12 protein-coding genes are annotated in these 24,276 nt (G+C 56.8%); 11 read left to right on the top strand and 1 reads right to left on the bottom strand.

Annotated features, from left to right (window positions below):
* Nucleotides 1–174 precede the first annotated feature (174 nt).
* The 8 genes from SFX18_12570 to sdhB all read left to right on the top strand — a co-directional run bounded on the left by SFX18_12570 (nucleotide 175) and on the right by sdhB (nucleotide 18,351).
* Nucleotides 175–6,561 carry a tetratricopeptide repeat protein gene (locus SFX18_12570; protein MDX1963981.1) on the top strand — a complete coding sequence of 2,129 codons (6,387 nt, stop codon included), beginning with the start codon at nucleotides 175–177 and terminating at the stop codon, nucleotides 6,559–6,561.
* Between the two features lie 248 nt (nucleotides 6,562–6,809).
* Entirely contained in the window at nucleotides 6,810–10,238 is a 3,429-nt protein-coding gene (gene fliD, locus SFX18_12565) for a flagellar filament capping protein FliD (GenBank protein MDX1963980.1), read from the top strand.
* 702 nt (nucleotides 10,239–10,940) lie between these two features.
* Nucleotides 10,941–11,903, top strand: coding sequence for a DUF1559 domain-containing protein (locus tag SFX18_12560; GenBank protein ID MDX1963979.1), 963 nt, complete (start codon nucleotides 10,941–10,943; stop codon nucleotides 11,901–11,903).
* An 86-nt stretch (nucleotides 11,904–11,989) separates the two neighbouring features.
* Nucleotides 11,990–12,412 carry a hypothetical protein gene (locus SFX18_12555; protein ID MDX1963978.1) on the top strand — a complete coding sequence of 141 codons (423 nt, stop codon included), beginning with the start codon at nucleotides 11,990–11,992 and terminating at the stop codon, nucleotides 12,410–12,412.
* Between the two features lie 332 nt (nucleotides 12,413–12,744).
* Nucleotides 12,745–13,728 (top strand): hypothetical protein, encoded by a 984-nt coding sequence (locus tag SFX18_12550; GenBank protein ID MDX1963977.1) that lies wholly within the window; start codon nucleotides 12,745–12,747, stop codon nucleotides 13,726–13,728.
* A 638-nt stretch (nucleotides 13,729–14,366) separates the two neighbouring features.
* On the top strand, nucleotides 14,367–15,176 hold the full coding sequence (locus SFX18_12545; protein MDX1963976.1) for a succinate dehydrogenase: 810 nt from the start codon (nucleotides 14,367–14,369) through the stop codon (nucleotides 15,174–15,176).
* Nucleotides 15,177–15,362: 186 nt separating this feature from the next.
* Nucleotides 15,363–17,402 (top strand): succinate dehydrogenase flavoprotein subunit, encoded by a 2,040-nt coding sequence (gene sdhA / locus SFX18_12540; GenBank protein ID MDX1963975.1) that lies wholly within the window; start codon nucleotides 15,363–15,365, stop codon nucleotides 17,400–17,402.
* A gap of 40 nt (nucleotides 17,403–17,442) precedes the next feature.
* Nucleotides 17,443–18,351 carry a succinate dehydrogenase iron-sulfur subunit gene (gene sdhB, locus SFX18_12535; protein ID MDX1963974.1) on the top strand — a complete coding sequence of 303 codons (909 nt, stop codon included), beginning with the start codon at nucleotides 17,443–17,445 and terminating at the stop codon, nucleotides 18,349–18,351.
* Nucleotides 18,352–18,504: 153 nt separating this feature from the next.
* On the opposite strand, the gene SFX18_12530 is transcribed toward sdhB, so the two are convergent.
* The gene (locus SFX18_12530) at nucleotides 18,505–19,155 is read right to left on the bottom strand and encodes a hypothetical protein (GenBank protein MDX1963973.1); all 651 of its coding nucleotides are present in this window, start codon (nucleotides 19,153–19,155) and stop codon (nucleotides 18,505–18,507) included.
* A gap of 504 nt (nucleotides 19,156–19,659) precedes the next feature.
* Between SFX18_12530 and thrS the strand changes: the two genes are divergently transcribed.
* From thrS to SFX18_12515, 3 genes are all read left to right on the top strand, one after another.
* A complete protein-coding gene (gene thrS, locus SFX18_12525) occupies nucleotides 19,660–21,852 on the top strand; it encodes a threonine--tRNA ligase (GenBank protein ID MDX1963972.1) in 2,193 nt (730 codons plus the stop codon).
* Nucleotides 21,853–22,640: 788 nt separating this feature from the next.
* Complete coding sequence (locus SFX18_12520) at nucleotides 22,641–23,729, top strand: sialate O-acetylesterase (protein MDX1963971.1); 1,089 nt, start codon at nucleotides 22,641–22,643, stop codon at nucleotides 23,727–23,729.
* A 20-nt stretch (nucleotides 23,730–23,749) separates the two neighbouring features.
* Nucleotides 23,750–24,010 (top strand): hypothetical protein, encoded by a 261-nt coding sequence (locus SFX18_12515; GenBank protein MDX1963970.1) that lies wholly within the window; start codon nucleotides 23,750–23,752, stop codon nucleotides 24,008–24,010.
* Nucleotides 24,011–24,276 lie beyond the last annotated feature (266 nt).

Below are 24,276 nucleotides of genomic sequence, written 5' to 3'. Positions count from 1 at the left end.
CATTCGAATTAATCATTTCCAGCGGCAAACTCAAATTCTGCGCAGAAACGCCCCCGCGAATGACGAACTTTAATAACACGTCACAAATGCCTGGGCCGGGAAGACTGGGGAGTTGACCGCGGATCGGGCAAGCTTGACGCAACATTGGATTTTGTTGGCAACTCGCTGAGTGTCATGAACATTGCGCAAGAAGCGCCTTGCAGACTGACGACGGCCCTGTCCAAAAATACGCTGGACCAGGCCCCGCTCTTCGTACGCGCCGGCAAATCCGCGATTCGCCCGGAAGTGGCCGAGGCCATTCGGTTGGGAACCGAGCTGCGCGCCGCTGGTCGGACGCAATTCAGTGTGGCGGTGCTGGAACAGGCGCTGGCTCATGGGGCGGACTGCGCGGAATTGTGGTTTGCCTATGGTTGTTCCTTGCAACGCGCCGAGCGCTGGCCCGCCGCCACGAACGCCTTTGCCCGCGCGCATCAACTCTCCCCGGACTGGGCGGAGCCGTTGGTCAATTGGGGAAATCTGTGCGAGAAGCGTGGTGATTTGGTCCAGGCCCGCCTGCGTTTGCAGGACGCTGTTTCCGTGGATCCCGGTCACGCGATAGCCCAATATAATCTGGGAAATATTGAACGCCAGTTGGGCGAGGTAGGCACCGCAATTAACCGTTACCAGCGGGCTCTAGAGATCCAGCCCGATTTTGCCGCGGCGCACTGGAATTTGGCGACATGTTACTTATTGACGGGGGATTTTATCCGGGGCTGGCCGGAATATGTCTGGCGGGAAGCGGCTGGCGAAGTCGTTCAGGATAATTACGCTTTTCCACGGTTGGCACGACTTTCTCAAGCCGCGGGGCGGACGATCGTGGTCGTCGCCGAGCAAGGCCTGGGTGATGAAATTTTCTTTGCCGGTAATCTGCGGGAATTTGCGCGGCATGCGGGACGGGTGATCTTGGTTTGCGAACCCCGTTTGCAAGAACTGTTCGCAGACTCCTTTGCCAACGTCCGGGTTATCGGCTACGAGCGCCGCCAGGATCGCGCTCCTTGTCCGGTCGAAACCTTGCTGGACACGCGCGTGGATTATTGGCTTCCCGCCGGGGATTTGCCCGGATTATTGCAATCCGCGGAAATCATCCCGCCACGGGAAAATGCTTATCTCGCCCTTCCTTCCGAACTATCCGCCGTCTGGCGACAACGGCTGGGCCAGCTAGGATCCGGGGTCAAGGTCGGAATTTCCTGGCGGGCGGGGGGACATCCCCGTGAACGGGCTCGCCGCTCCACTCAATTGCGGGATTGGCTCCCCTTATTAAAAACTCCCGGCGCGCAGTGGATCAATTTGCAGTACGGCGAAACCTCGCGGGAAATAAACGATTTTTCCCGCGACACGGGGATTGTCATCCATGATTTCCCCGCCGCTGATCCTCTGACTCGATTCACGGATTTTGCGGCGCTCGTGGCGGGGCTGGACCTGGTTGTTGCCGTCGGAAACACCACGGTCCATCTAGCCGGAGCGTTAGGAATCCCGGCTTGGGTGGTCTTGCCCACGGTGCCCTCTTGGAGGTGGCAATTACGCGGGGATAGCCTTCCCTGGTATCCCTCGGTAAGGGCTTGGCGGCAATCGCCGGGGGAATCCTGGCTGGGTTTGTTTGCACGGTTGTCGCTAGTGTTTCCCCACTGGAATTCACAGCCTACTTTTAGTGCCGCCACGAGTCAGCCTGGCCCAGAGCCACCACTCGATAATGTATCGTTGCCATTTTCGTCAAGTCAGTTGGATATCCAGGAAACAAAGCTTATGAATCACCATACCCGGCAATTTCGCACTCCGACGGGAAGTTTTGATTTTGCTGCGGCGCTATCCCAGGCGCGGCAATTATTTGCGGAACGGGATTTATTGGCCGCCGAGCGACTGACAGATGAAATTTTAGTCCACGCGCCGCGACAATCCGCAGCCTGGAGTCTGCTGGCGCACATTGCCAAGCAGACCGAACGCTGGGATTTGGCCTTGCGCAGTTTGCAACGGGCCCGCGAATTATCAAATGATGATTACGCCATCCACCAGGATTTGGCCGAAACAGCGCTGGCTTGCGGGAATACCGCCCTGGCTTTGGCCACGTTTCAAACCACGATTACCCGTTGGCCGGAACGGGTGGAAGGGTGGCTGGGCTGCGCGCTGGCCCAGCGGGGAGCGGGAGACTTTAACGCCGCCTGGGAGACGCTGGAACATGCCCGCGAAATTGCGCCCCGCAATCCCAAGGTATTTAATTTTTTAGGTGGGGTGGCGATTGATCTACGCCAGCCCGAGCGGGCGATTGCCGCGTTTCAACAGGCGGTGGCCTTGGCCCCGGATTATGCCGCCGCCTGGAATAACCTGGGCTGCGTCTGGCAAGCGCAGCATGATTATGGGCAGGCAATTGCTTGTTTTGAACAAGTTATGCGGCTGGATGCCAATCATCAATCCGTGGCCCAAAACCTGGAACAGTTGCGGGCACAGGTTGCCTGTGCGCGGTCTCAGGTGTCGCCCGCAAGTTTTGGCACCGGTTCCCCTGTGTCGGAAATTTCTTCCTCGGTTGGCTCGGTGACAGTTCCAGACGGCGCTCAAACGCCGTCCGATCACGGTTTGCCATCATCGCTGGCGTCCATTACCGAGGAGCTCCCCTGGCTGCAAGCCGAACAATCGACGGATGCCACGTTCCGATTTCCCCAGACGGAAATACACTCTCCCGCCGCGCGGGGATTGCTGGAACGGGCGGCCACGCTCTTCAATGCCGAGGATTTTGCCACGGCCGCGGAACTGGCCGAACGTATCCTGGCCATTCAACCCCGCCACGCGATCGCACTGCGGATTCTGGGGGTGGGCCAACGCAAGCGGGGTGATCTGCCCGCCGCGATCCATAGCCTGCGCCAGGCCTGCATCGCCGATCCCCAAAATTTTGCCATGCCGTTCGAATTGGGTGTCTGCTATTTAGAGCGGCACGAGCAAAAATTGGCCTATGAGTGCTTCTTGCGGGTGTTGGCGCTGAAGCCCGATTTTCAGGCCAGTTATGTCAACCTGAGCGGCATCATGGAGCAGCAAGAGCGCTATGCGGACGCCACGCATTGGGCGCAAAAAGCGGTCGCCGTCCTGCCAAATTGCGTCTTGGCCCGCTACAACCTGGGAAATTCTTACCGGGAGCAAGGTTCCCTGGAAGAAGCCATTCGCGAATATCAACACGCCCTCACGATCGATCCCAACTATGTGCGGGCCAAGTGGAACCTGGGGATTTGTAATCTGCACCTGGGAAATTATGGACCGGGTTGGGAAGGGTACGAGGCGCGCGGCCCCGTGGGAGAGGTCGAATTTGATCATTATCCCCAACCCCGCTGGCAAGGGGAGGATTTAACGGGCAAAACGATTCTGGTCCATGCCGAGCAAGGATTGGGAGATGAAATTGTATTTTGTAGCTGTTTGCCCGATCTGTTAGAACGAGCTGGCAGGGTGGTGATTGTCTGTGAGCCGCGGTTGGAAAAGCTCTTTCGCCGCAGCTTTCCCCAGGCGATTGTGTATGGTTATTTGCGGCGCAAAGATCGGCTTCCTTGCCAGGTAAAAGAAGAAATTCATTATCAGTTACCCATGGGAAGTCTTCCCTTGCACTTTCGGCCCACGTTGTCGGCGTTTCCCCGGCGGCAGCGGTTCTTAACGCCTGATCCCGCATTGGTAAACGCGTGGCGGCAAAAATTTGCGTCACTGGGTCCGGGATTAAAAATTGGCATCAGTTGGCGGGCCGGGGGAAAGCCCCTGGAACGCCGAAAACGTTCCATCCCGTTGGATCTGTGGGGGGGAATCTTGCAAACCCCCGGCATTAAATTCATCAATTTACAATACGGCGACGCCAGCGAGGATCGCCAAGAAGTCCAAGACTTGTTTGGCGTGACGCTGCATGATTGGGAACAAGGAGATCCGCTTATCGATGTGGATAGCTTTGCGGCCAAGATCGCCGCGCTGGATTTGGTGATTTCGGTTGGAAATGCCACGGTGCATCTGGCGGGTGCGGTGGGAACACCCGCTTGGACGCTCCTCCCCATGATTCCCTCTTGGAGGTGGATGATTCGCGGCGACGAAAGTCCCTGGTACAAAACGGTGCGGCTCTTTCGCCAGGTCCAACGCAACCAGTGGCCCGGCGTGCTGGCGGCGATGCGGCGGATGCTGGCCGGAGTCTTGGCCGCTCCCGCCGTGGCACAAGCGGACCTATTGAAAACAATCCCCTGCCCCCCTATCGAGCGAATCAACGAACCCTCCCTGCCGCCGCTGGCCCAACATGTCTGGCTGGATCATACGCAATTTTCCGCCGCCGCCACGATCGAGAGTTTTCCGCAAATTTTGGAACAGGCCAAACAAGCATATGAACGGACCGATTACACCGAAGCCGAACGGCTGTTACGGCAAATTTTGACCATCGCCCCCAAATTTCCCTCCGCGCTGCATTGTCTGGGCCTGGTGGCAATCAAGCAGGAGCGCTATGACCTGGCGATACGCTGTCTGCAGCGGGCCTTGGCCACGGCGGAAATGGTCCCCCAGCGCCGCTGTGATCTGGCGGTGGCCTACGCCGGCGCGGGCCGCACGGACGAAGCGATCGCCTGTTACCGCCGCGCTTTGGAGCTCTTGCCGGGCTATGAACGCGCAACCGTGGAATTAGCTAAATTGGAAAAACAGCTTCTCAGCCCACCCCCCGCGTCGGACCACAATGTCCTCATCTCACTCCGTGAGATGACCAACGAAAATGTCCTCACCCCACCCCGTGAGATAAACAACGAAAATACCAACATCTCCCCCCGTGAGATGACCAACGATAAATCCAGCATCCCCCCCCATGGTTCCAACTCCAGTAACCCAATCAACCCCATTCCCGCTCTTGACGCCAGGAACGCTCTCTCACAGTCGGGGGTAAAAGTTCCATTTTCTCCCGCCACCCAGGACACAGCAGCCACCCAAAACACCCCCGCCAACCAGCAAACGTTATTGCAGCAGGCCCAGGAGTTGATATCCCGGTGTCAATTCGACCCCGCAAGGGGAATTTTGGAACAACTGCTGCGTGCCAAAGCGGAAAATCTGCAGGCGCGCTCGCTCCTGGCGGAGATTTGCTGCCAGGATCAAGATTGGGCGACGGCTAAAATACAATTAGAGAAAATATGCATCGCGCAGCCAACTTCCGCGGCATACGTTCGCTTGGGAACGATATGTGAAAAACTGACAAATTTCGCCGAGGCGAAGCGCGCTTACCAAGCGGCATTGTCCCACGACGCGGATTGTTATGAAGCGGTGGTGCGGCTGGGAACAATTTACGCCCAGGCGGGAGAGGCATCGCAGGCGGAAGAATGTTATCGCCGAGCGCTGCGGATTCGGCCCGATCAACGCGAACTGCATCATTCGTTAGGGATGATGCTGGCCCAACAAGGGGCATTGGACGACGCGATCGCTTGCTATGAACGCGCGTTGGATTGTAGCGGCGCGCGGGCTTATCCGTTGGCCCAGGCTAGTTTGGCTTTTGCACGGCTATATCAAGGAAACTACCAGGCGGGCTGGCGGGCCTACGAATGGCGTTGGCAGTGTCCGGATTCCGCCACGCAGTGCCGCGACGTTGGAATACCCGAGTGGCGGGGGGAATCCTTGGCTGGCAAGCGAATCTTGATCCATGCCGAGCAAGGCCTGGGGGACGAGGTGATGTTTGCCACATGTTATCCCGATGTTTTGCGCCAAGCGGCGGAAGTGTCCATATTGTGCGACCCGCGCCTGCTGGCCTGTTGGAAGCGGGCCTTCCCGCGGGCCAGGATTATCCCCTGCCCACGGGGGACAGAGGCAAATTGGCGCAGCCCCGCCGAGTTACGGTTGGATTTTCAAATTGCCGCTGGTAGCCTGCCCGGAATTTTACGCAACCGGATCCAGGATTTTCCCGCTCAAACCCAACTGTTGTCCCCCGACCCCCGGCGTTTAGGTGAATGGCAGGCCCGACTGTCGCAGTTGGGGCCTGGGCCAAAAATTGGTCTCTCTTGGTTGGCGGGAGCGAAGCCGCTGGACCGCCAAATTCGTGGTTTGCCGCTGGCCCAGTGGGAAAGTTTACTGGCCACGCCCCGGGCGCATTGGGTGAATTTGCAGCATGGAGCGGTTGAGGGGGAAATTCACGACCTCCTTAATCAAACCGGGATCACCGTGCATGATTGGCCTGGAAGTGATTTAAAAAATGACCTGGAGGAGACGTTAGCGCGAATTGCCGCCTGCGATGCCGTCATCGCGGTGGGAAATGCCACCGTGCATCTAGCCGGAGCGTTGGGTGTGCGGACCTGGTGCCTGCTTCCCGCGTTTCAGGGATGGCGATGGGGTCCCACGGGCCACAACACGCCATGGTATGGCAGCGTGCGGGTGATGCGGGGGACGCGGACGGGGGAATGGCAGGACGTTCTGGAACGGGTCGCGGGAGAGCTGGCAGCCATGACGATCCCCGCGCGGCGTCAAACCGTGGCTGCGCCGCATTTTCTGCGACAAGGGGAGGCGGAGCATACCTCGCATATTCCGCGGGAACAGCACAAGTTGGGTTAACGGGTTTCTCTATGGCTCGGTCCTGTCCGTGGGAAACTTGAGCAAAAAATGAGCAGTTTTTGAAAAAAGCTGATCGATGGTAAACGAAAAATCAGCGCTGCTTTTGGGATTTGTTCGGGAAGCCAAAGCTAGAATTGTGCTGAAAGGCCAAAGGTGGGGATATCGTCTGTCGGCGGGGAAATTTTTGGCCAAGGCGCAAGGATTAGAAATCAGGTCAAGGAAAGGGCTTTTACAAATAGGCAACGGTCATGGCGCGCGTTCAATCCAGCGTCGGTTTAGTTACCGGAATTAACATCACCGAGACGGTGAATCAGTTAGTCGCCATCCAGGGGCGCACGCGCGATTTGTTGGTTGCTAAAAATAAGCAAGTTGACAACCAGCGTAACGCCATCGCGCAGCTCACGGCGCAATTGTTGGCCGTGCAAATCTCCGTCAAAAAATTTACGAATAACTCTTTGTACGACCAGCGGGCGGTGGCCAGTAGCGACACCGCGGTGATTCAAGCGACCAGCACGGGGACGCCGGAACTAGGCTCGTATCAATATACGGCCATTCGGCAAGCCCGCGCGCAGCAGTTGCAAAGCGGCCGTTTTACCAGCGCGACGACGGCCGTGGGGGCCGGGACATTTAAGTTTCGGGCGGGGGGATTTATCAATAACGGGGTCGCGTTGGATGAATTGAACTTTGGCGCGGGATTCACTCCGGGAAAAATCAAAATCACTAACCGCGCGGGTGTTTCCGCCGAAGTCGATTTAGCGTATGCCCGCACGATCGACGATGTGTTAGCCGCGATCAACGCCCAAACCACGCTCAAGATCAAGGCCGATGTGTCCAATGACACGCTGCGGCTGGTGGATCAATCGGGGGGAAGTAGTTCCAATTTGCGGGTGGAGGAAGTCAATGGCGGGAGCACCGCTGCCAGCCTGGGGTTGGCTGGAATCAATGTCGCCTCGTCCACAGCCAGCGGGAACGACATTTATGGACTGTTTGGCGATCTGCGTTTGAGCCGGTTGCGCGACGGAAGGGGAGTCCGGTTTGACGGGGCGCTGGCCGATTTGCGCATTCGCTTTCGCGATGGTAGCAGCCAGTTGATCGACTTTGAAAAACTGGCGACGACGGGGACCAAGGCCTCCGCCACCACCACCGCGGCCAATGGCGTCAACGCCAAAATTACGTTCACCGCGGCGGTCGCCGGGCCGGATTCGGGGGGCATTCAGGTGCAGTTTGTGGATAATCCCGGCATCACCGCGGGAGCGGAAACCGCCAGTTATAATTCCGGGACCAAGGTCCTGACGATCAATATTGACGAGGGTAATAGCACGGCGGACCAGGTCATCGCCGCGGTCAGCGCAAATTCCAGCGTCACCGCCGTCATCACCGCCGCCCGCGCGGCTGGTTCGGATGGGTCGGGCCTGGTGACCGCCACGGATACCGCCACGACCACCGGTCCCCAAGCCACGGCCACCACCCTGGGGACGGACAGCCCCAACGCCAAATTACTCTTCAAGGCGGTTACCCCTGGCGCGGGACTGGATGACGTGCGGATCGAGTTTATTGACGATGCCCTCATCACCGGCGGCAACGAAACCGTCACCTTTGACCAAAGCAACCCCCTGCAAAAAAAACTGACGTTTCGCATCGACCAGGGAAACACTAACGCCAACGATATCATTGACGCGCTCACCAACGACCCCACCGCCAGCCAGTATTTTACAGCGGCCAATGTCGCGGGCAGCACCGGCCTGGGAAAAGTCGTCCCCGCCGATAGCGCCTACACCAGTGGCGGGACGCTGCAGGCGGCTAGCCCCGCCGCGGAGCAGCTCACCCTGCAAAATGTCGTCGATCTGCTTAACGCCGCGGCGCCGACCAGGCTGCAGGCCACGATCAACAACAACCGTCTGCAATTGACGGACTTGACCGCCGATGGCGGCTACTCCTTTAGCGTGGAACAACTGAACCTTTCGACCGCGGCCCGTGATCTGGGCCTGGATACCACCGCCAGCGGGGGCACGATCACGGGTAAGCGATTGGGGGGCGGGTTAAAGTCCACGCTCTTGGAGAGCCTGAACGGCGGGGCGGGGCTGGGAACGTTGGGGACGATCAGTTTGACCGATCGGGGTGGGACAACGGCTGTTGTCAATCTGGCTGCGGCGGACACAACCGATGATGTGATCCAACAGATCAACAACGCCGGATTGGGGATTCTGGCCGGTTATAATACCGCGCGCAACGGCATTGTCTTGACCGACACCACCGGCCTGACGTCCAGTAATCTGATTATTGCCAATAACGACGCCACCAACACCGCGGATAAGCTGGGCCTGACTGTCAACGCCGCGCAGACCAGCAAATCCAGCGGCGATCTCAAGCTGCAAATCGTGAGCGAAGCGACCCGCCTGTCCGACCTGAACGGCGGTGCTGGCGTGGCGGCGGGCAGCCTGACCATCACGGATAATAACGGCGCCTCCCGTTCGCTGCAGGTTGACGCCAGCCTGGAAACCGTGGGTGATCTGCTGGTCGCGATCGAATCCCTGGGCCTCTCCCTGCAGGCCCGAATTAATGACGCGGGGGACGGTATCGTGCTGATTGACTCCACCAACAACGGCGCGTCGCTGCTCAAGGTGACGGACGGCGGAGGGGGGACCGGCCGGGATTTGCATTTGTTGGGTGCGGTCAAAACCGCCACCATCGACGGCCAATCCAAAAAGATCATCGACGGTTCCCAGTACTATAGCGTGGAGCTTAGCTCCACCGACACCCTCCAAGACCTGGGGACAAAAATTAACGCGCTGAATGGCCGCGTGCGGGCAACCATTTCCAATGACGGAGCCACCGTCAAACCGTTTCAGCTCAACTTGTTCAATCAAGTTTCCGGTAAACGTGGTGAATTGCTGATCGATACCAGCGGGGTCAATTTTTCGCTGACGGAATCGATCGCCGCGCAGGACGCCTTGTTACAGATTGGCGGCGGGTCGGGAGGGACGCTGGCCAGCTCCGCCAGTAACACTTTTAGCAATTTGCTGCCCGATGTGAACTTGACCCTGACGGGGACCAGCGCTAACCCCGTGACCGTCACGGTCAGTAATACGACATCTGGAATCGTGGGAACGGTTAAGGAACTGGTTGATAGTTACAACCGACTGCGCGATAATCTGACCAAACTAACAGCCTATAACGCTGAAACCAATACCTCCGCCGTGCTCCAGGGGGACGGCACGACCCTAAGGCTGGAAAATGAAGTTTCGCGGCTGGTCAGTGGGCGGTTTTTTGGAGCGGGGCCGATTCAGTCGCTACAGGAAATTGGTGTCTCGCTGAATGATCAGGGACAATTGCGCCTGGATGAATCCGTCCTGCAGGCCAAGCTGGATTCCCAACCCGGGGACGTGCAAAAATTTCTCAAATCGACGGAAAATGGCTTTGCGGCCAAATTTGACAAATTGATCGAACAATTGGCCGGCGTGGGGACCTCGCTCTTGATTAATCGCGCGGGGGCTTTGACCCGCAAATTTGACAGCAACCAGACGCGGGTGGAATTTCTCAATGCCCGCCTGGACCGCTATAAAGAACGACTGACCCTGCAGTTTCAACGATCCGAACTGGTAATTTCCAAGCTGAAAGCGAATCAGACGTATTTGAATACGCTCTCCAACCTGGCCGCAAATATCAACACCACATAATACTTTGGCGCAGCCGTAATATCCCGTTTTCCAGGGACTTGTTAATTAAAGTAATCCGTTACGATACGATTTACTTAGCCCAAATATCAAAGGCTAGTGCTGTGTCACAGCTAAAGATTCGAGTTAGGCCAATCAGCCGCTGGGCGCTAGCCCACGGTTTTTGCTACTTTCCCAACTGTGCAGAGCGAATAGATGAACTGCTGCGGCTATGGCATTTTTGATTAGTTTAATTTAGCGAGGATTCGTGTTCTCAAATCTCTTGATTAAAACAATTGTTTCAACTTTTGACATCGAGACGGTCTGCGGGCCAATGGACGCGCCTTTCTGATACCTGGTAAAGGGTCTAACAACCTGGATTTACGGCGAACAGCGGAAAAAGCCGCACATAACCCGGCCTGTAAGAAATTTACGCGGCAAATAAGTTCCCCTGCTGTGTACCATTCGCTTTCACTTCGGCGAATAACCGAGTAAACTAATTTGGGGGAAACTCAACCCGGAGAGGGCAGGGGATGACAGCTGGGCTTTCAGTCGCAATTCTGTCGGCTGGATTTGCGCCCTGCTGGGTGAGAGGCTTATCTCTTGGCTGGGAAACGATCTTTGCTCACTTGTAAGAGGGGAAATTGCATGTGCCAGGATTCACGCAAGCGACGCGCGGCTGTTTGCCTTTATAGAGTGACTCATGGAATTTTAAGGAGGGACTGTATGGGTGCGTCCTGCTATGATTCCCGGCGTGCCTTTACCCTGGTGGAACTTTTGGTCGTAATTGCGATTATTGGCATTCTGGTCGCGCTGCTGTTGCCCGCGGTGCAAATGGCCCGCGAGGCCGCCCGCCGCACCACATGCAAAAATAATTTGCGCCAACTGGCGGTGGGCTTTAACACGCACCTGAGTTCGCACAGGATTTACCCCTCGGCGGGTGGACCCGAATGGAACCACCACATGACGTACAAGGGGGGGCTTCCCGTGGCCGCTCCGTTGCAGCACGGGGGCTGGGGATTTCAAATTTTGCCCTTTATCGAGGAAACTTATACCTGGAAGGGTGGCGGGGCCGTGAAGGACATCGATAAATCAATCTTCGCCATCAAAACGCCAATCAACGTGATGTTTTGCCCCACCCGCCGCCAACCGGAGGTCTCTCCACCCACGGGCGACTGGTACCATCATCCCAATTCTGGAAAAACCTACGCCCATGCTAAAAATGATTATGCCGCTTCGTCGCTGGACACCGACCGCCATCGGTCAGAAGGTATCGGCGTAGTGATCAATGTCAATCCCTGGTCGATCGCCCGCGATCCCCGCGCCAATGGCAACGACCGCCAAAAAGGGCTGGGCGTACGGGAAATCAGCGACGGCATTTCCAAGACGCTGATTTTGGGGGAAAAGCGGATGAATGTGCAAGTATTGGGCGAATATCAGGCAAATGACAACGAAGGGTACACCTGCGGGTGGAATCACGATACCAGCCGTTACACCAATATTGTGCCGCAGCCCGATTTTCGCCACCCCACCGATCCGGGGGATGACCGCTTTGGCAGTTCGCATACCACGGGCATGACCATTGCCATGGCGGATAGCTCGATTCATTTTATGCCCTGGGATGTGACGGCGGAAGTCTTTCGGCGGATGGCCGACCGGGCCGATGGCAAACAATACCTCCTGCCGTAATTGGCCGCATCCCTCCGTAATTCTCTTGATTGCATGGCCCTACGCTGGCAAATCCCTTCATTCTATTTACACAGAAAGAAACCCTGATGGCTGCGCTGCGATCCGTATGGGCACTGGTTTGCGTCTGTTTGTTGATCGGTTTGTCGGGATGCGGCGGCAAGCCGGCGGATGGATCGAGTGAGCTGCGCGGCAAGCTGCTTCTCCAGGGTAAGCCGATCGAGGTGGCGGGGCGGCAGGTCGGAATTGGTCGGGTGATTTTGCGGTTTATTCCCGTGGATGCTGGCGTGGAGCCGGTCCAGACCGATGTAGCGGCCGACGGCACTTTTTTAATCAATGCGGGGATTGGTAACGGCCAGGGGGGGATCAAGCCGGGCAAATACAAGATTTCGGTCGTGGCGGACGAAAGCGGCAAGGACAAACTGCAAGGAGCCTACACGCCGGAAAAAACAACCATTGTCAAGGATATCTTGGCCGACGGGCAAGAACTGGTGATCGAGTTAAAGCCCTAACGGGGATGAACGATGCTTAGCCGCAACGCGCGGCTGTAGGAGGCGACTCCGTCGCCGAATGTGACTGGTGGCATGGCCAAGTCAATCATCTGCGTGAAGGCGAGGCGGGGTAGAAAAAAAAGTATCCGCGACTTAGCCACGCAATTCAGGTAGCATGACCAAAATTTTAATAACCGACTTATACCACCGCTCCCTCATCTATTCTAAACATTGAGGAATTGGCCCAAATTATTGACGCCAAATAATATTGTGAGATAATATAATTCTCATTTATTTGAGATGCAACTGCACTAATCTTCTCTTTTCTGCTTTTTCACCTGGGGAGGACGCTCGTGAACCGTTTTTTTCGTGGAATTTCTCTTGCGCTCGCCGCGCTGGGCTTGCTGTTATCTTCGACAAGCGCTTTTGCTGTTATGACATATGACTTGCGGTTTGCCGATGGCAGCCGGTCCAAAACCGCCGCCGTGGGGACATATCCGGTGGAATTGTACGCTGTCATTGATCGGGGAAATCATACCTATGATGATGAATATATCCGTGGCGGACTCGTAACCCTATTTAGCAAGCAACTGAATGGCGGGGCAATCACGCCCGGCACCTTTAGCGGTGTGACGAGCCGTGTTCCCCCTAGTACGGTTCTCAACCCCACGACACTCGACACGCTTTATTTGCAATTGGGCACGACTACGGATCAACCGGGCGATTTGTGGCGCGATTTGGATGGGAATCCCTTGACGACAACTGATCGAGGGGGGGAAGGGAGTACAGGAAACCCCGACGGTATTTTGGACTGGGGAGCGGATGAACGCTATATCCGATCAGCCGCAGGCGCAACAGCCACAAATCCGCTCATGGCTACTTTTTATTCCGGAAATACTCCGCTATATCCGAATTCCGCTCCGACACGGGCTTACAATTGGCGCTTTGCCATTGAGGTCATTCCGGGATATGCCATTGGCCGCTCATCCAACTTGCGCCCCAATTCCTGGGAAGTCCTCATTGGCCAATTTACGATCACCATCAATAGCGTGAATTTTGGCACCAATCAAGACAAAACCACATTCACCCCGTTCTCTTATCATCGCAATCGTGCAAGCTCCATAGCACCCTCACCTGCTGCCGGCATGAACTATGGACAGGATGGAGTTCTCACTGCTGGTTTGAATCCGGGAGGCATAAATACCCCCTTTCTGCCCAACTCGTTCACCGGCGTGGAATTTATCGCCCCGCAAATTCCCGAACCATCGCTCGTCGCGCTGGCAGCCTGCGCGCTCCTGGGCTGGGCCGGTTATGGGCTGCGCAGGCATGTGGTCTAAGTCGGACCAGTACGACGGGAACTTACTTCCCTAAACACAAGATTGCTCTCCCTCGCCGGTTTTTAGTTACTTCACGGGTTGCCTTGGTTTTTTGGTGTTGTCGCTGCTGTATATGATTTGCAACCCTGGCGTAGGCTTTTATAAGTCGGCACCTTTGTTATTTCCGCCGCTTTGCCACTTCCGCCGATGCCATCGGCGGCTTTGTTTATGGGTCATTTGGCGAGTGAAATGCCTCATTCACCGGGCGATTGGAATTTGCAACAACGGGTACTTTATGGTGGCGAGTAAAACTCGCAGTTACGGATAATTCTTTGCGAGTAAAACTCGCCGGTACGGGTAATTCTTGGGCGAGTAAAACTCGCCGGTACGGGTAATTCTTGGGCGAGTGAAACTCGCCGCTACGGATAATTCTTGGGCGAGTAAAACTCGCAGCTACGGGTCATAAATTGCCTCGCATTACATTTTTTAATGCAAAACCGCCGAAATGATTGCGTTAATTGCTGGATAAATTGTCCAGTTTCTCAATTGACGCGAACTCGCTAGAATGAAGCAAGTGGGTTGCGTTGATCATCCCGCACGCCCATGATTTTTTGAGTTTTTGTGCGGATTTTTGCCCATCTTTGACAGAGGTGACTTCCTTGTCCCAGTCGTCTGGTAAGGCCCCCCCCGCCCCGTGGCAATTTTTGCTTTATCGCCTGTTTTCCCTATCGGGGATTGTGCCCATTGGCGGGTTTGTGGTCGTTCACCTGAGCACCAATGCCTCCACGCTCAGTGGGCCGGCCGCGTTTCAAAACAATGTGAATCTCATCCACGGCCTGGGGCCGATTTTGCCCCTGGTCGAGTGGCTGTTTATCTTTGGGCCGATGATTTTTCACGCTTTGGTTGGCTTTTTAGTCATCAGCGGGGCGGTGGTGAATGTCGGCTCCTACCCTTTTGTGGGGAATATCCGCTACACTTTGCAGCGGGTGACGGGCGTGATCGCGTTTTTCTTTATCATTTGGCATGTGCTGCACATGCACGCCTATGGCGCGCCCCTGGGGAAGGGATTTGGCGAGTTTGACCCGCATTTTGCGGCCTCGAGCGCGGCGGAGGCGTTGCACCCCGCGTTTTATCGCATTTTGTACGCCATTGGCGTGATCGCGGTAAGTTACCACCTGGCAAACGGTATTTGGACGTTCGGGTGCCGCTGGGGGATCTGGACCAGCGAAGCGGCGATGCAACGGGCCACGTATGCCGTGCTAGTCCTGGGTCTAGGGATCACGGCGATTGGGCTGGCGGCCATTTATGGGGTCAGTTCGACCGACCCCGCCACCGCCCGGCAGATCGAACAGCGGATTTACGATCAGCGCAACTATATTCAGGGTAAGGATTTGCAGTCTGGAGGCCACTCTTCGGCGGTAAAATCCAGCGGTGTAAATTCTGTTCCCGAGGGGACCATCGATAAATAATTTATAAGGTGGGTAATGACGTCGTCATCACACTCCGTGTGATGAATGCATAGCGAATTTGGGCGTGAGAAGCAGGTTATCGAGTTAAGCGTGATGATGTCAAAAAGGTCCCTCTCACGGAGTGAGAGGAGTACATTAACCTCTCACAAAGTGAGATCAGTACAACTATTTCGGGAACCAATTGTTATGGCACAGCAGCGCGTGTTGGTGATTGGTGGCGGGTTGGCGGGTTTAGCCGCGGCCATGCAATTGGCCGAGTCCGAAATTGCCGTTGATCTCATGAGCTTGACCCCCGTTAAGCGTTCGCACAGCGTCTGCGCGCAAGGGGGCATCAACAGCGTCAACAATTACACCCGCCAGCAGGGGGATAGCGAATGGGAGCACTTTAAGGACACCGTCTACGGCGGCGACTTTTTGCAGCATCAGCCCCCCGTCAAGGAAATGGCCGATTGGGCTCCCCGCATTATCGACCTGATGGATCGCCTGGGCGTCCCCTTTAACCGCACGGCCGAGGGAAATCGCGACCAGCGCCGGTTTGGCGGGACATTATATAAAAGAACCGCCTTTGCGGGGGCCACTACCGGGCAGCAACTGCTGTACGCCCTGGACGAACAAGTTCGCCGCTGGGAGACCGCCGGCCGAATCAAAAAATACGAGTTTTGGGACTTCTTAGGTCCCATCCTTGACGAACAAGGCGTCTGCCGGGGAGGCGTGGCCCAGGATCTGGTGAGCATGGAAATCCGCGACTTTCCGGCGGATGCCGTGGTCTTGGCGACCGGCGGCTGCGGATTGATTTATGGCCGTTCGACCATGTCGATGGCCTGCACGGGGAGCGCGGTCAGTCGGGCTTATCAGGCGGGGGTAAAGTATGGCAACGGCGAATTTATCCAGGTCCATCCCACGGCGGTCCCAGGCGCCGACAAGCTGCGCCTGATGAGCGAAAGCGCACGGGGGGAAGGGGGCCGCGTTTGGGTGCCGCGTAAACCCCAGGACCCGCGCCCGCCGCGGCAAATTCCCGAAGCGGAGCGTTACTACTTTTTGGAAGAACGCTATCCCAAATACGGCAATCTGGTTCCGCGCGATATCGCCACCCGCGAGATCTTTAGCGTCTGCACCAAGGAGGGGCTTAGCATTGACGCCACGCGGCTATGCGTCTATTTAGATCTGACGCATATTCCCCGCGCCACCCTCGATGCCAAGCTCAAGGGGATCTTGGAAATTTACGAAAAATTCCAAGGAGTCGATCCCCGCGATGAACCCATGAAAATCTTTCCCGCCGTGCATTACAGCATGGGGGGACTGTGGGTGGACTTTGAAAAGCACGCCCAGACGGGGGGCTTGGTCCTAAATTCGCCGCGTAATCAGCAGACCAATGTGCCGGGGATTTACGCCATAGGCGAATGCGACTATCAGTACCACGGGGCGAACCGCCTGGGGGCAAATTCATTATTGAGCTGCATTTTTAGCGGTTTAATCGTCGCGGGGACCATTCGGACCAATCTGAAAAATATCCCTGGTAAAGCCGCCGCCGATCAACCCGCGGGGCTATTCAGCCAGGCGGTGCGGTATCATCAGGAACGGCACAACCAGTTGCTCACCCGGCCCGCCGGACGCGAAAATCCCTACCTTTTGCATCAAGAGTTGGGCCTGCTCATGACCAAGGTCGCCACGGTCGTGCGTGAAAACAAGCTCCTGGCCGCGGCGATCGATCAAGTGGCTGAAATGGAGGAACGGGCAAAGCAATGTTCCCTGTCCGACACGGGGGCGTGGACCAACCAAAATGTCGTCTTTACCAAGGCGCTTTTGGATATGTTTCCCCTTGCCAAATTGATCCTGCGGGGGGCGTTGCAGCGGGACGAATGTCGGGGCGCTCATTATAAGCCGGAATTTGAATTTCCCGGACTGACAGCCACCGATTCGGCCGAAAAGCTGGCCCAGGCCGAGACTTGGTGCGACCGCTTTGAGGAAAACACCCGCCGCTGGCTCAAGAGCACCATTGCCACCTGCGGGCCAAACAATGATCCCGTCATCACTTATGAGGATGTGGACACGAGCCTGGACACCCCCCGCCCCCGGTTGTACGGCCTGGTGGGGGCGGACACGATCGAACAAGTCTGGAAAAAACGCCAGGAACAGCGGGCGAGTCGTCCCCTGGGAGGCGCGAATGGGCATTCCCCGTCACAAATGGCGGGTAACCCGGTCCCCGCCAAGCTGGTGGCGACCTAGAATTCAATAACAGCACCGTATTTCATTTTTGGATTTGATCATGGCCGCTACCTCAACCTTAACACAGCCAACCCCGGGTTCTCATTCGACCAAGGACCACTCCACCTCCAGCCAGGAGCGCGTGGGAGGGGAATATTTGGAAGTGCGCATCTTGCGGCAGGATGGACCGGGTGAACCCAGTTACTGGGAACGCCATCAGATTCCCCGCGAAGCCGACATGAACGTCATTAGCGTGTTGCAGCGGGTGGCGGCACAGGCCCAGGCGGCGGATGGCCGCACCGTCCCCCCCGTGGTCTGGGATTGCAATTGCCTGGAGGAAGTCTGCGGGGCCTGCACCATGGTGATCAATGGCCAGGTGCGGCAGGCTTGCTCCGCCCTGGTGGATAAGCTGCTGACGGACAACCCGGGCGAGATCGAGCTTCGCCCCATGAGCAAATTTCCCGTGATCCGGGATCTGATGGTGGATCGTGGGCGGTTATTCCATGGGCTCAAGCGTGTCCAGGCCTGGGTGCCGGTGGATGGCTACTATGACGCCGGGGCTCCGGCCAAGATTTCTCCCGCCAGCCAGGAAACCGCTTATCCCCTCAGCGAGTGCATGAGTTGCGGCTGCTGTCTTGAGGCCTGCCCCCAATATGGCAAGATCGAGGTGTCGCCCCGCGCGGGAGAAACCACCGCCGAATACGAACATCGCAAGGCCGCGGCCTATGACCAGGGCTTTGTCGGGCCGCATGCCATTAGCCAGGCGGTGCTGTTTAATAGCCACCCCACTGGAAAAATGATCGAAGGGGACCGCTGGGATTCATTGATGGCCGAAGGAGGGCTGCAGATTTGTGGCCTTGCCCAAAACTGCGTGGCGGTCTGTCCCAAGAGCATCCCCTTGACCGAATCCATTGCCAAGGCGGGGCGCGCGTTGACCGTGCACGCCATCAAGCGGATCTTTGATCGATAAGCTCAACGCGTAACGAGACGCGCCAGCAGGTGGAGTTCTTGGCTGACGCTACGGGCTGAGTGGAGTTCCCTTGCTGACGCTGCGGGCAGAATCTGTTACCACGACCCACGACTCACGCCCCTGCCCCCTCACGCCCCTGCCCCCTCGCCACTCTTAGCCTTTTACCGCCGCTGGCTTCTTTGTACGGGCGGAGTCGGTCGCATGCCCATTTGCTTGGACAGAGGGTTTTGATTCGCTGGCATTCGGGGCGGAAGTTCCCCCGCGGACCGTTTGGGCCAACTTGCCCAGGTCCACCATTTCCGCCAGGTCCGCCGCAACTAGTTCTGGCCCTGAGACATACCTGCCCAGCCGGATCCAGTCCAGCACCTGCTCGCGCGAATTTTGAAACAGATCGCACAACAGCACATCCATGTCTTTTTCCAGCTTGCCAAAGTGTCTGGCCCATTCGGCCGCTTCCCGCAGTTCGACATGGTCCTCGCTTTGCCATTTCATGGCATGAAATAGCAGTACGCTATAGGGCGTGACAAACCGCCGCGCGCAGGCGGCAAAGGGCCAAAGCGCCGCCGAGGAACATTCCCCCGTGACAAAGGCCGTCCCGCGCAGCTTGCGCAAGAGAATAATCGTCGCCAGCGACATGGCGCAGTACGGGCTACCCCCGGGCGAATCGATATACAGCACGCATTCCCCGCCAAAAGGGACACTGAGCAGCTTTTCGGTAAGCTCCCCCTCGTGATCGGTCAAATCGCCGGTCAGGGCGATTTCCACGGGGGATTCTTCGGATGGTTCGGTTTCCACTGGTTTCATAGCGGACAAGCGGCGTTGGGACGGATTTTGCAATACAACAATACGGGGACACCACATTTTAACATATCCCAGCGTGCCCCTACAGTTGACCTTAACCAACCAGGAATTCCAGAGCAAGCAATTGGCATCGTTTCGAACGGGGCAATTTCGGGAATTTGGGTGGTTTTGCCAATTTTAACGGCTATCCGCCGATGCGATCCCTGGTCGGCTATTCAGAAAACCCGGTTAAGGCTATATTTTACGACGTAGTTTTCACCCCGCGTAAAAATTCCCGGCCAATTCGGCATCCTGAACCCATTTTGGGCTAAATGGCTCTGCTGGGTGGCGGGTAGTGTGCGGTGGAGATCGCGTTGTGGCGGTAACCACTGGCGGCGGTTGTGAATGATGGCCCGATTATCGCGGCGCGGTTGCTAGCAACCGCCGCCGGAAAACGTTTGGCCCGCGCTGGTCCTTTGTACCGACGGCGTTTCTTTTAATCCTCTTTATTTTCAGGCGGACCCCCCGATGACTTTGATCGTTGCGTTGCCGGATGGCAGTACCAAAAGCTTTGCACAGCGCGTCCGCGCCAGCGATGTCGCGGCGGCCATCGGCCCCGGCCTGGCCAAGGCGGCCCTTGTGGCCGAGGTGGACGGCGCCGAGCGTGATCTTTCCGAATGGCTCCCCGCCGAAGGGACCGTCCAGCTCAAATTTTTGACAAAAAAAGACCCCGCCGCGCTCCGCGTCATGCGGCATTCCTGCGCGCATGTCATGGCCCAGGCGGTCATGCGGCTATTCCCTGGCGTGCAGTTGGCGTTTGGCCCGACGACCGAGCATGGCTTTTACTATGACATGCAGTCGCCGCGCTCCCTCAGCGAAGAGGATTTTCCCAAGATCGAGGCCGAAATGGCCAAAATTATCAAGGAAAACCAAGCCTTCGAGCGGATCGACCTGCCCCGCGCCAAGGCACTCGAACTGTGCGCCGACCTGCGGCAACAGTTCAAGGTCGAACATATCGAGACCGGCCTGGCCAACGAGACAGAACTATCATTCTATCGCCAGGGTGAATTTGTTGACCTTTGCCGCGGACGGCATATTCCCGCCACCGGCGCGATCGGCGCGTTCAAGCTCCTCAGCATCGCCGGCGCCTACTGGAAAGGGGACGCCAAAAACGCCCAACTGCAGCGGCTGTACGGCACCGCCTGGTTCAGCAAGGAAGAGCTAGAGCAATACCTGCAAGCGGTGGAAGAAGCCAAACGCCGCGATCACCGCGTGTTGGGCCGCCAGTTGGAACTCTTTACCACCAGCCAGCTCGTGGGGCAGGGGTTGATCCTCTGGCTGCCCAAAGGGGCCACTGTGCGCGGTTTGTTAGAGGATTTTGTCAAAAGCGAGTTGCTCAAGCGCGGTTACACTCCGGTCCACACGCCCAACATTGGCCGGGTGGAATTGTACGAAACCAGCGGCCACTTTCCCTACTATCGCGAAGCGCAGTTCACTCCCATCTTTCACCATGACGCGGGGCAGGTGGTCGATTATGTCATTCGCAAGCTCGACCCCGCCGACCGCGAAATGGCCAAAGACCTGACCCCCGACCAGGAAAGCCGGCTCATCGCCACCGCCCGCGAACTGGGCTTTGACGGCGAATATCGCCCCACCGACAGCGACGCCGACCGCTGCCACTGCCTAAAGGACTGGTCCCGCAAGCACGAGCGGTATCTGCTCAAACCGATGAACTGTCCGCACCATGTGATGATTTACAAGTCCAAGCCCCGCAGCTATCGCGAGTTGCCGATCCGGTTGGCCGAATTTGGTACCGTTTATCGTTATGAGCAATCGGGCGAATTGGGGGGCCTGACCCGCGTTCGGGGCTTTACCCAGGATGATGCGCATATCTTTTGCACCGAGGAACAGGTCGAGGGGGAATTCCGCTCGTGCATCGACTTTACCCTGACCGTCCTCAAATCGCTGGGCCTGGACGACTTTCGCGTGCGGCTGGGCTTTCGCGATCCGGCCAGCAGCAAATATGTCGGCTCGGCGGAGGCCTGGACCAAGGCCCAGGACGCCATTCGCAAAGTGGCCCGGGAGATGGAGTTACCCTTTACCGAGGAAGCGGGCGAAGCCGCGTTTTATGGGCCCAAGGCGGACTTTGTCGTCTCGGACGCCATCGGCCGCGAGTGGCAACTGGGGACCGTGCAGCTCGATTATCAATTGCCCAGCGAAAGCCGCTTTTTCCTGCAGTACGTCGGAGCGGACAACCAGCCCCACATGCCCGTCATGATCCACCGCGCGCCGTTAGGCTCGTTCGAGCGATTCATGGGCGTGCTGATTGAGCATTTTGCCGGGGCGTTTCCCTTGTGGCTAGCGCCCGAGCAAGTGCGGGTGCTCTCCGTCAGCGAAAAGTTTGCGGAATACGCCCAAAGCGTGGAACAGCAGTTGCGCGAGGCGGGTTTTCGCGTGGTGGGGGATTACCGCCCGGAGAAAATTAATGCCAAGATTCGCGCCGCGCAGCTAGAGCTGATCCCGTACATGTTTGTGGTCGGCGGGCGCGAGCAAGAGACCGGCAGCGTGGCGGTGCGGGACCGGATCACCGGCGATCTGGGTAGCTTGCCCCTGTCCGAGGCGATCGAGAAACTGCAAATCGAAGTCCGGGAAAAAGTGGTCCGCCAAGCGGTCAAACCGGGCGCAAAACTCGCCGCCAGCGGCAGCGCGAATGAGTATTAGGGCAAAGTGAGAAGTATGAATGATGAAGTAAGAATGCAGAGCGCAGATTCACCGGTATTCCATTCTGCATTCTTCATTCATAATTCTGCATTTAATTGGGGGTCGCGAGGCGGGAGACGCAGTAAAAAATGTAGGAGGCGACTCCGTCGCCGAATAACGCTATGCGGAGATGCAGGAGAGCTTAGCCGCGACGCATATTGGAGCGCGATTCCCGGTAGTGGCGAGTTTCACTCGCCTATCAGGCCGTAGCGGCGACTCCGTCGCCGAATAACGCCGCGCGGAGATGCAGGGAGCTTAGCCGCGACGCGTAGCGGAGCGTGGTTCCCCGTAGTGGCGAGTTTCACTCGCCGATCAGGCCGTAGCAGCGACGGTCCGTCGCTGGACTGGTTTTTGGTTAGCCGCCATGCCTACCTCCGGAGGAGCGTACTATTTCTCGCCCAGGATCAATCTGCATAAATTGTTTCCTTTCTTCATTCTTCATTCATAATTCTGCATTTAATTGGGGGTCGAGTCTCAGCGAGCCCCCCGTGGAGCAAAGTGAGAAGTACGAATGATGAATTTAGATTGATGAATGCAGAATGCCGAAACCAATTCTTCATTTTTCATTCATAATTCTTAATTGGCACCCGCTCACCCACCCCCCCTTATGACGGTGCGGGAGGGAGTTGCTATAATAGCCAATTATCCCCGCAAGGGTTGAATCCCGGGATTTACTTGAATCCCGGGATTTATCTGGGCGAGACGGTCTGTGCGCTGACTCTGGTTCCCTAACACTCTGGACGTGAAATATGACAACTTTTCCGCTGATCCGCTCGAGCATCTGTTGGGCGATGATTTTTGTCGCGCTTTCCGGCGGGGTGGCCATGGGGCAGCGCATTTCGGACGACCACCTAACACCCGACAAGCAGCCCGGCGCGGCGGATAAGCCGATCAAGGTCTTTATCTTGATGGGGCAATCGAACATGGTCGGCATGGGGGACCTTGGCCCCGAAACGAGCAAGGGAACACTCGGTTTTCTCACCAAAACTGAAAAAAAGTACCCCTGGTTGGTCGATGGCGACACCTGGACCGCGCGGAGCGATGTTTATTACTACGACGCGCGGGTAAAAAAGGGGGCTCCCCTCAGCCCCACCGCCAATAATGGCAAGGCCATCGGTCCTGAACTCGGGTTTGGCTATGTCATGGGGCACTACTTTGCCGAGCCGGTGCTAATTCTCAAGTCGTGTATTGGCAACCGCAGCCTGGGCTGGGATTTATTGCCGCCGGGGAGCGAGCCGTACACCTATGAGGGGCGGACCTATGCGGGATACAAGGAGACCCCCGATTCGTGGATCGAGGGGCAGCCTAAAAAAGAGGTCGATTGGTACGCTGGCAAGCAATACGACGATGATCAGGCAAACGCCAAAGCGGCACTCCAGCAACTTGCCACGATTTATCCTGGCTATCGGGACCAGGGGTATGAGATCGCCGGTTTTGTGTGGTGGCAAGGGCACAAGGACACCGGCAACAAGGCCCACGCGAGCAAGTACGAGGAAAACTTGGTTCGCTTGATTGAGAGTTTGCGCCGGGATTACGACGCCCCGCGTGCCAAGTTTGTCCTGGCGACCATCGGTTTTGACGGGTGGAAACTGGCGGGAAATGGCTTGACCATCGCCAATGCCCAACTGGCGGTCAGCGATCCCAACAAACACCCAAACTTCGCGGGCAACGTGCGGACGGTGGAGGCCCGCGACCTGTGGCGGGAAGTCGCCGTCTCCCCCAAGAACCAGGGTTACCATTACAATCGGAACGCCGAGACTTATTTAGAGGTGGGCCTGCGCCTGGGCGAGGCAATGACCCAGCTTTTAGAGCAAGAAAAGGGTGGGGAGAGGAAGTAAGTGAGGGTGGGGCGCTAGTTATGAATTCCTATACCTTTGTAAAACGTTTAGAAGAGGGCAAGTCAAATAACCTCACATATTCAAGAGATGGCAACGATGGGTTAGTTACAGTTTGGAAACACGAAGAGTTACTTATCTTAACATGGGAAGAATGTCCAAAAGGAAAGCAATATGATGAATCAGCTTACACACGTGATGAACGCCATCTATTTGAACGTTTCAGTGATTTGGAGGCGTTTCTTTTGAGTAATGACTTTGAAATCAATTTATTTGCTCCATAGCCATTGCGAGTAACCAAGGAACTTGTTTTTAGGCCGTGCAGCGGTAAGAAGCATGCTTTTGCTTTTTACCACACCAACATGGAGACTATTTGCGCCGTGTGATTCTCTTGCTGTGCATACCGGAACAAGTTACGGTGGCAGGTAAGAGGTGAGATACTGGGGCTACCAACTCTCCTGATATGGAATTAGGTCGGGTATGGTTTGCCATGCGTTACACGAATAATGCTTTCTATGGCTGTGCCGCCTTGGAACAAGTTCCAGTGGTA

The sequence above is a fragment of the Pirellulales bacterium genome (assembly GCA_033762255.1).
Classification (GTDB): Bacteria; Planctomycetota; Planctomycetia; order Pirellulales; family JALHPA01; genus JANRLT01.
Note: the sequence above shows the minus strand (reverse complement) of the source record. Positions and strands in the feature narration are given on the sequence as shown.

Excerpts from the sequence above, each read along its gene's own strand:
- SFX18_12570 (MDX1963981.1), top strand. The coding sequence starts at position 175 with ATGAACATTGCGCAAGAAGCGCCTTGCAGACTGACGACGGCCCTGTCC.
- fliD (MDX1963980.1), top strand. The coding sequence starts at position 6,810 with ATGGCGCGCGTTCAATCCAGCGTCGGTTTAGTTACCGGAATTAACATC.
- SFX18_12560 (MDX1963979.1), top strand. The coding sequence starts at position 10,941 with ATGGGTGCGTCCTGCTATGATTCCCGGCGTGCCTTTACCCTGGTGGAA.
- SFX18_12555 (MDX1963978.1), top strand. The coding sequence starts at position 11,990 with ATGGCTGCGCTGCGATCCGTATGGGCACTGGTTTGCGTCTGTTTGTTG.
- sdhA (MDX1963975.1), top strand. The coding sequence starts at position 15,363 with ATGGCACAGCAGCGCGTGTTGGTGATTGGTGGCGGGTTGGCGGGTTTA.
- sdhB (MDX1963974.1), top strand. The coding sequence starts at position 17,443 with ATGGCCGCTACCTCAACCTTAACACAGCCAACCCCGGGTTCTCATTCG.
- SFX18_12530 (MDX1963973.1), bottom strand. The coding sequence starts at position 19,155 with ATGAAACCAGTGGAAACCGAACCATCCGAAGAATCCCCCGTGGAAATC.
- thrS (MDX1963972.1), top strand. The coding sequence starts at position 19,660 with ATGACTTTGATCGTTGCGTTGCCGGATGGCAGTACCAAAAGCTTTGCA.
- SFX18_12520 (MDX1963971.1), top strand. The coding sequence starts at position 22,641 with ATGACAACTTTTCCGCTGATCCGCTCGAGCATCTGTTGGGCGATGATT.
- SFX18_12515 (MDX1963970.1), top strand. The coding sequence starts at position 23,750 with ATGAATTCCTATACCTTTGTAAAACGTTTAGAAGAGGGCAAGTCAAAT.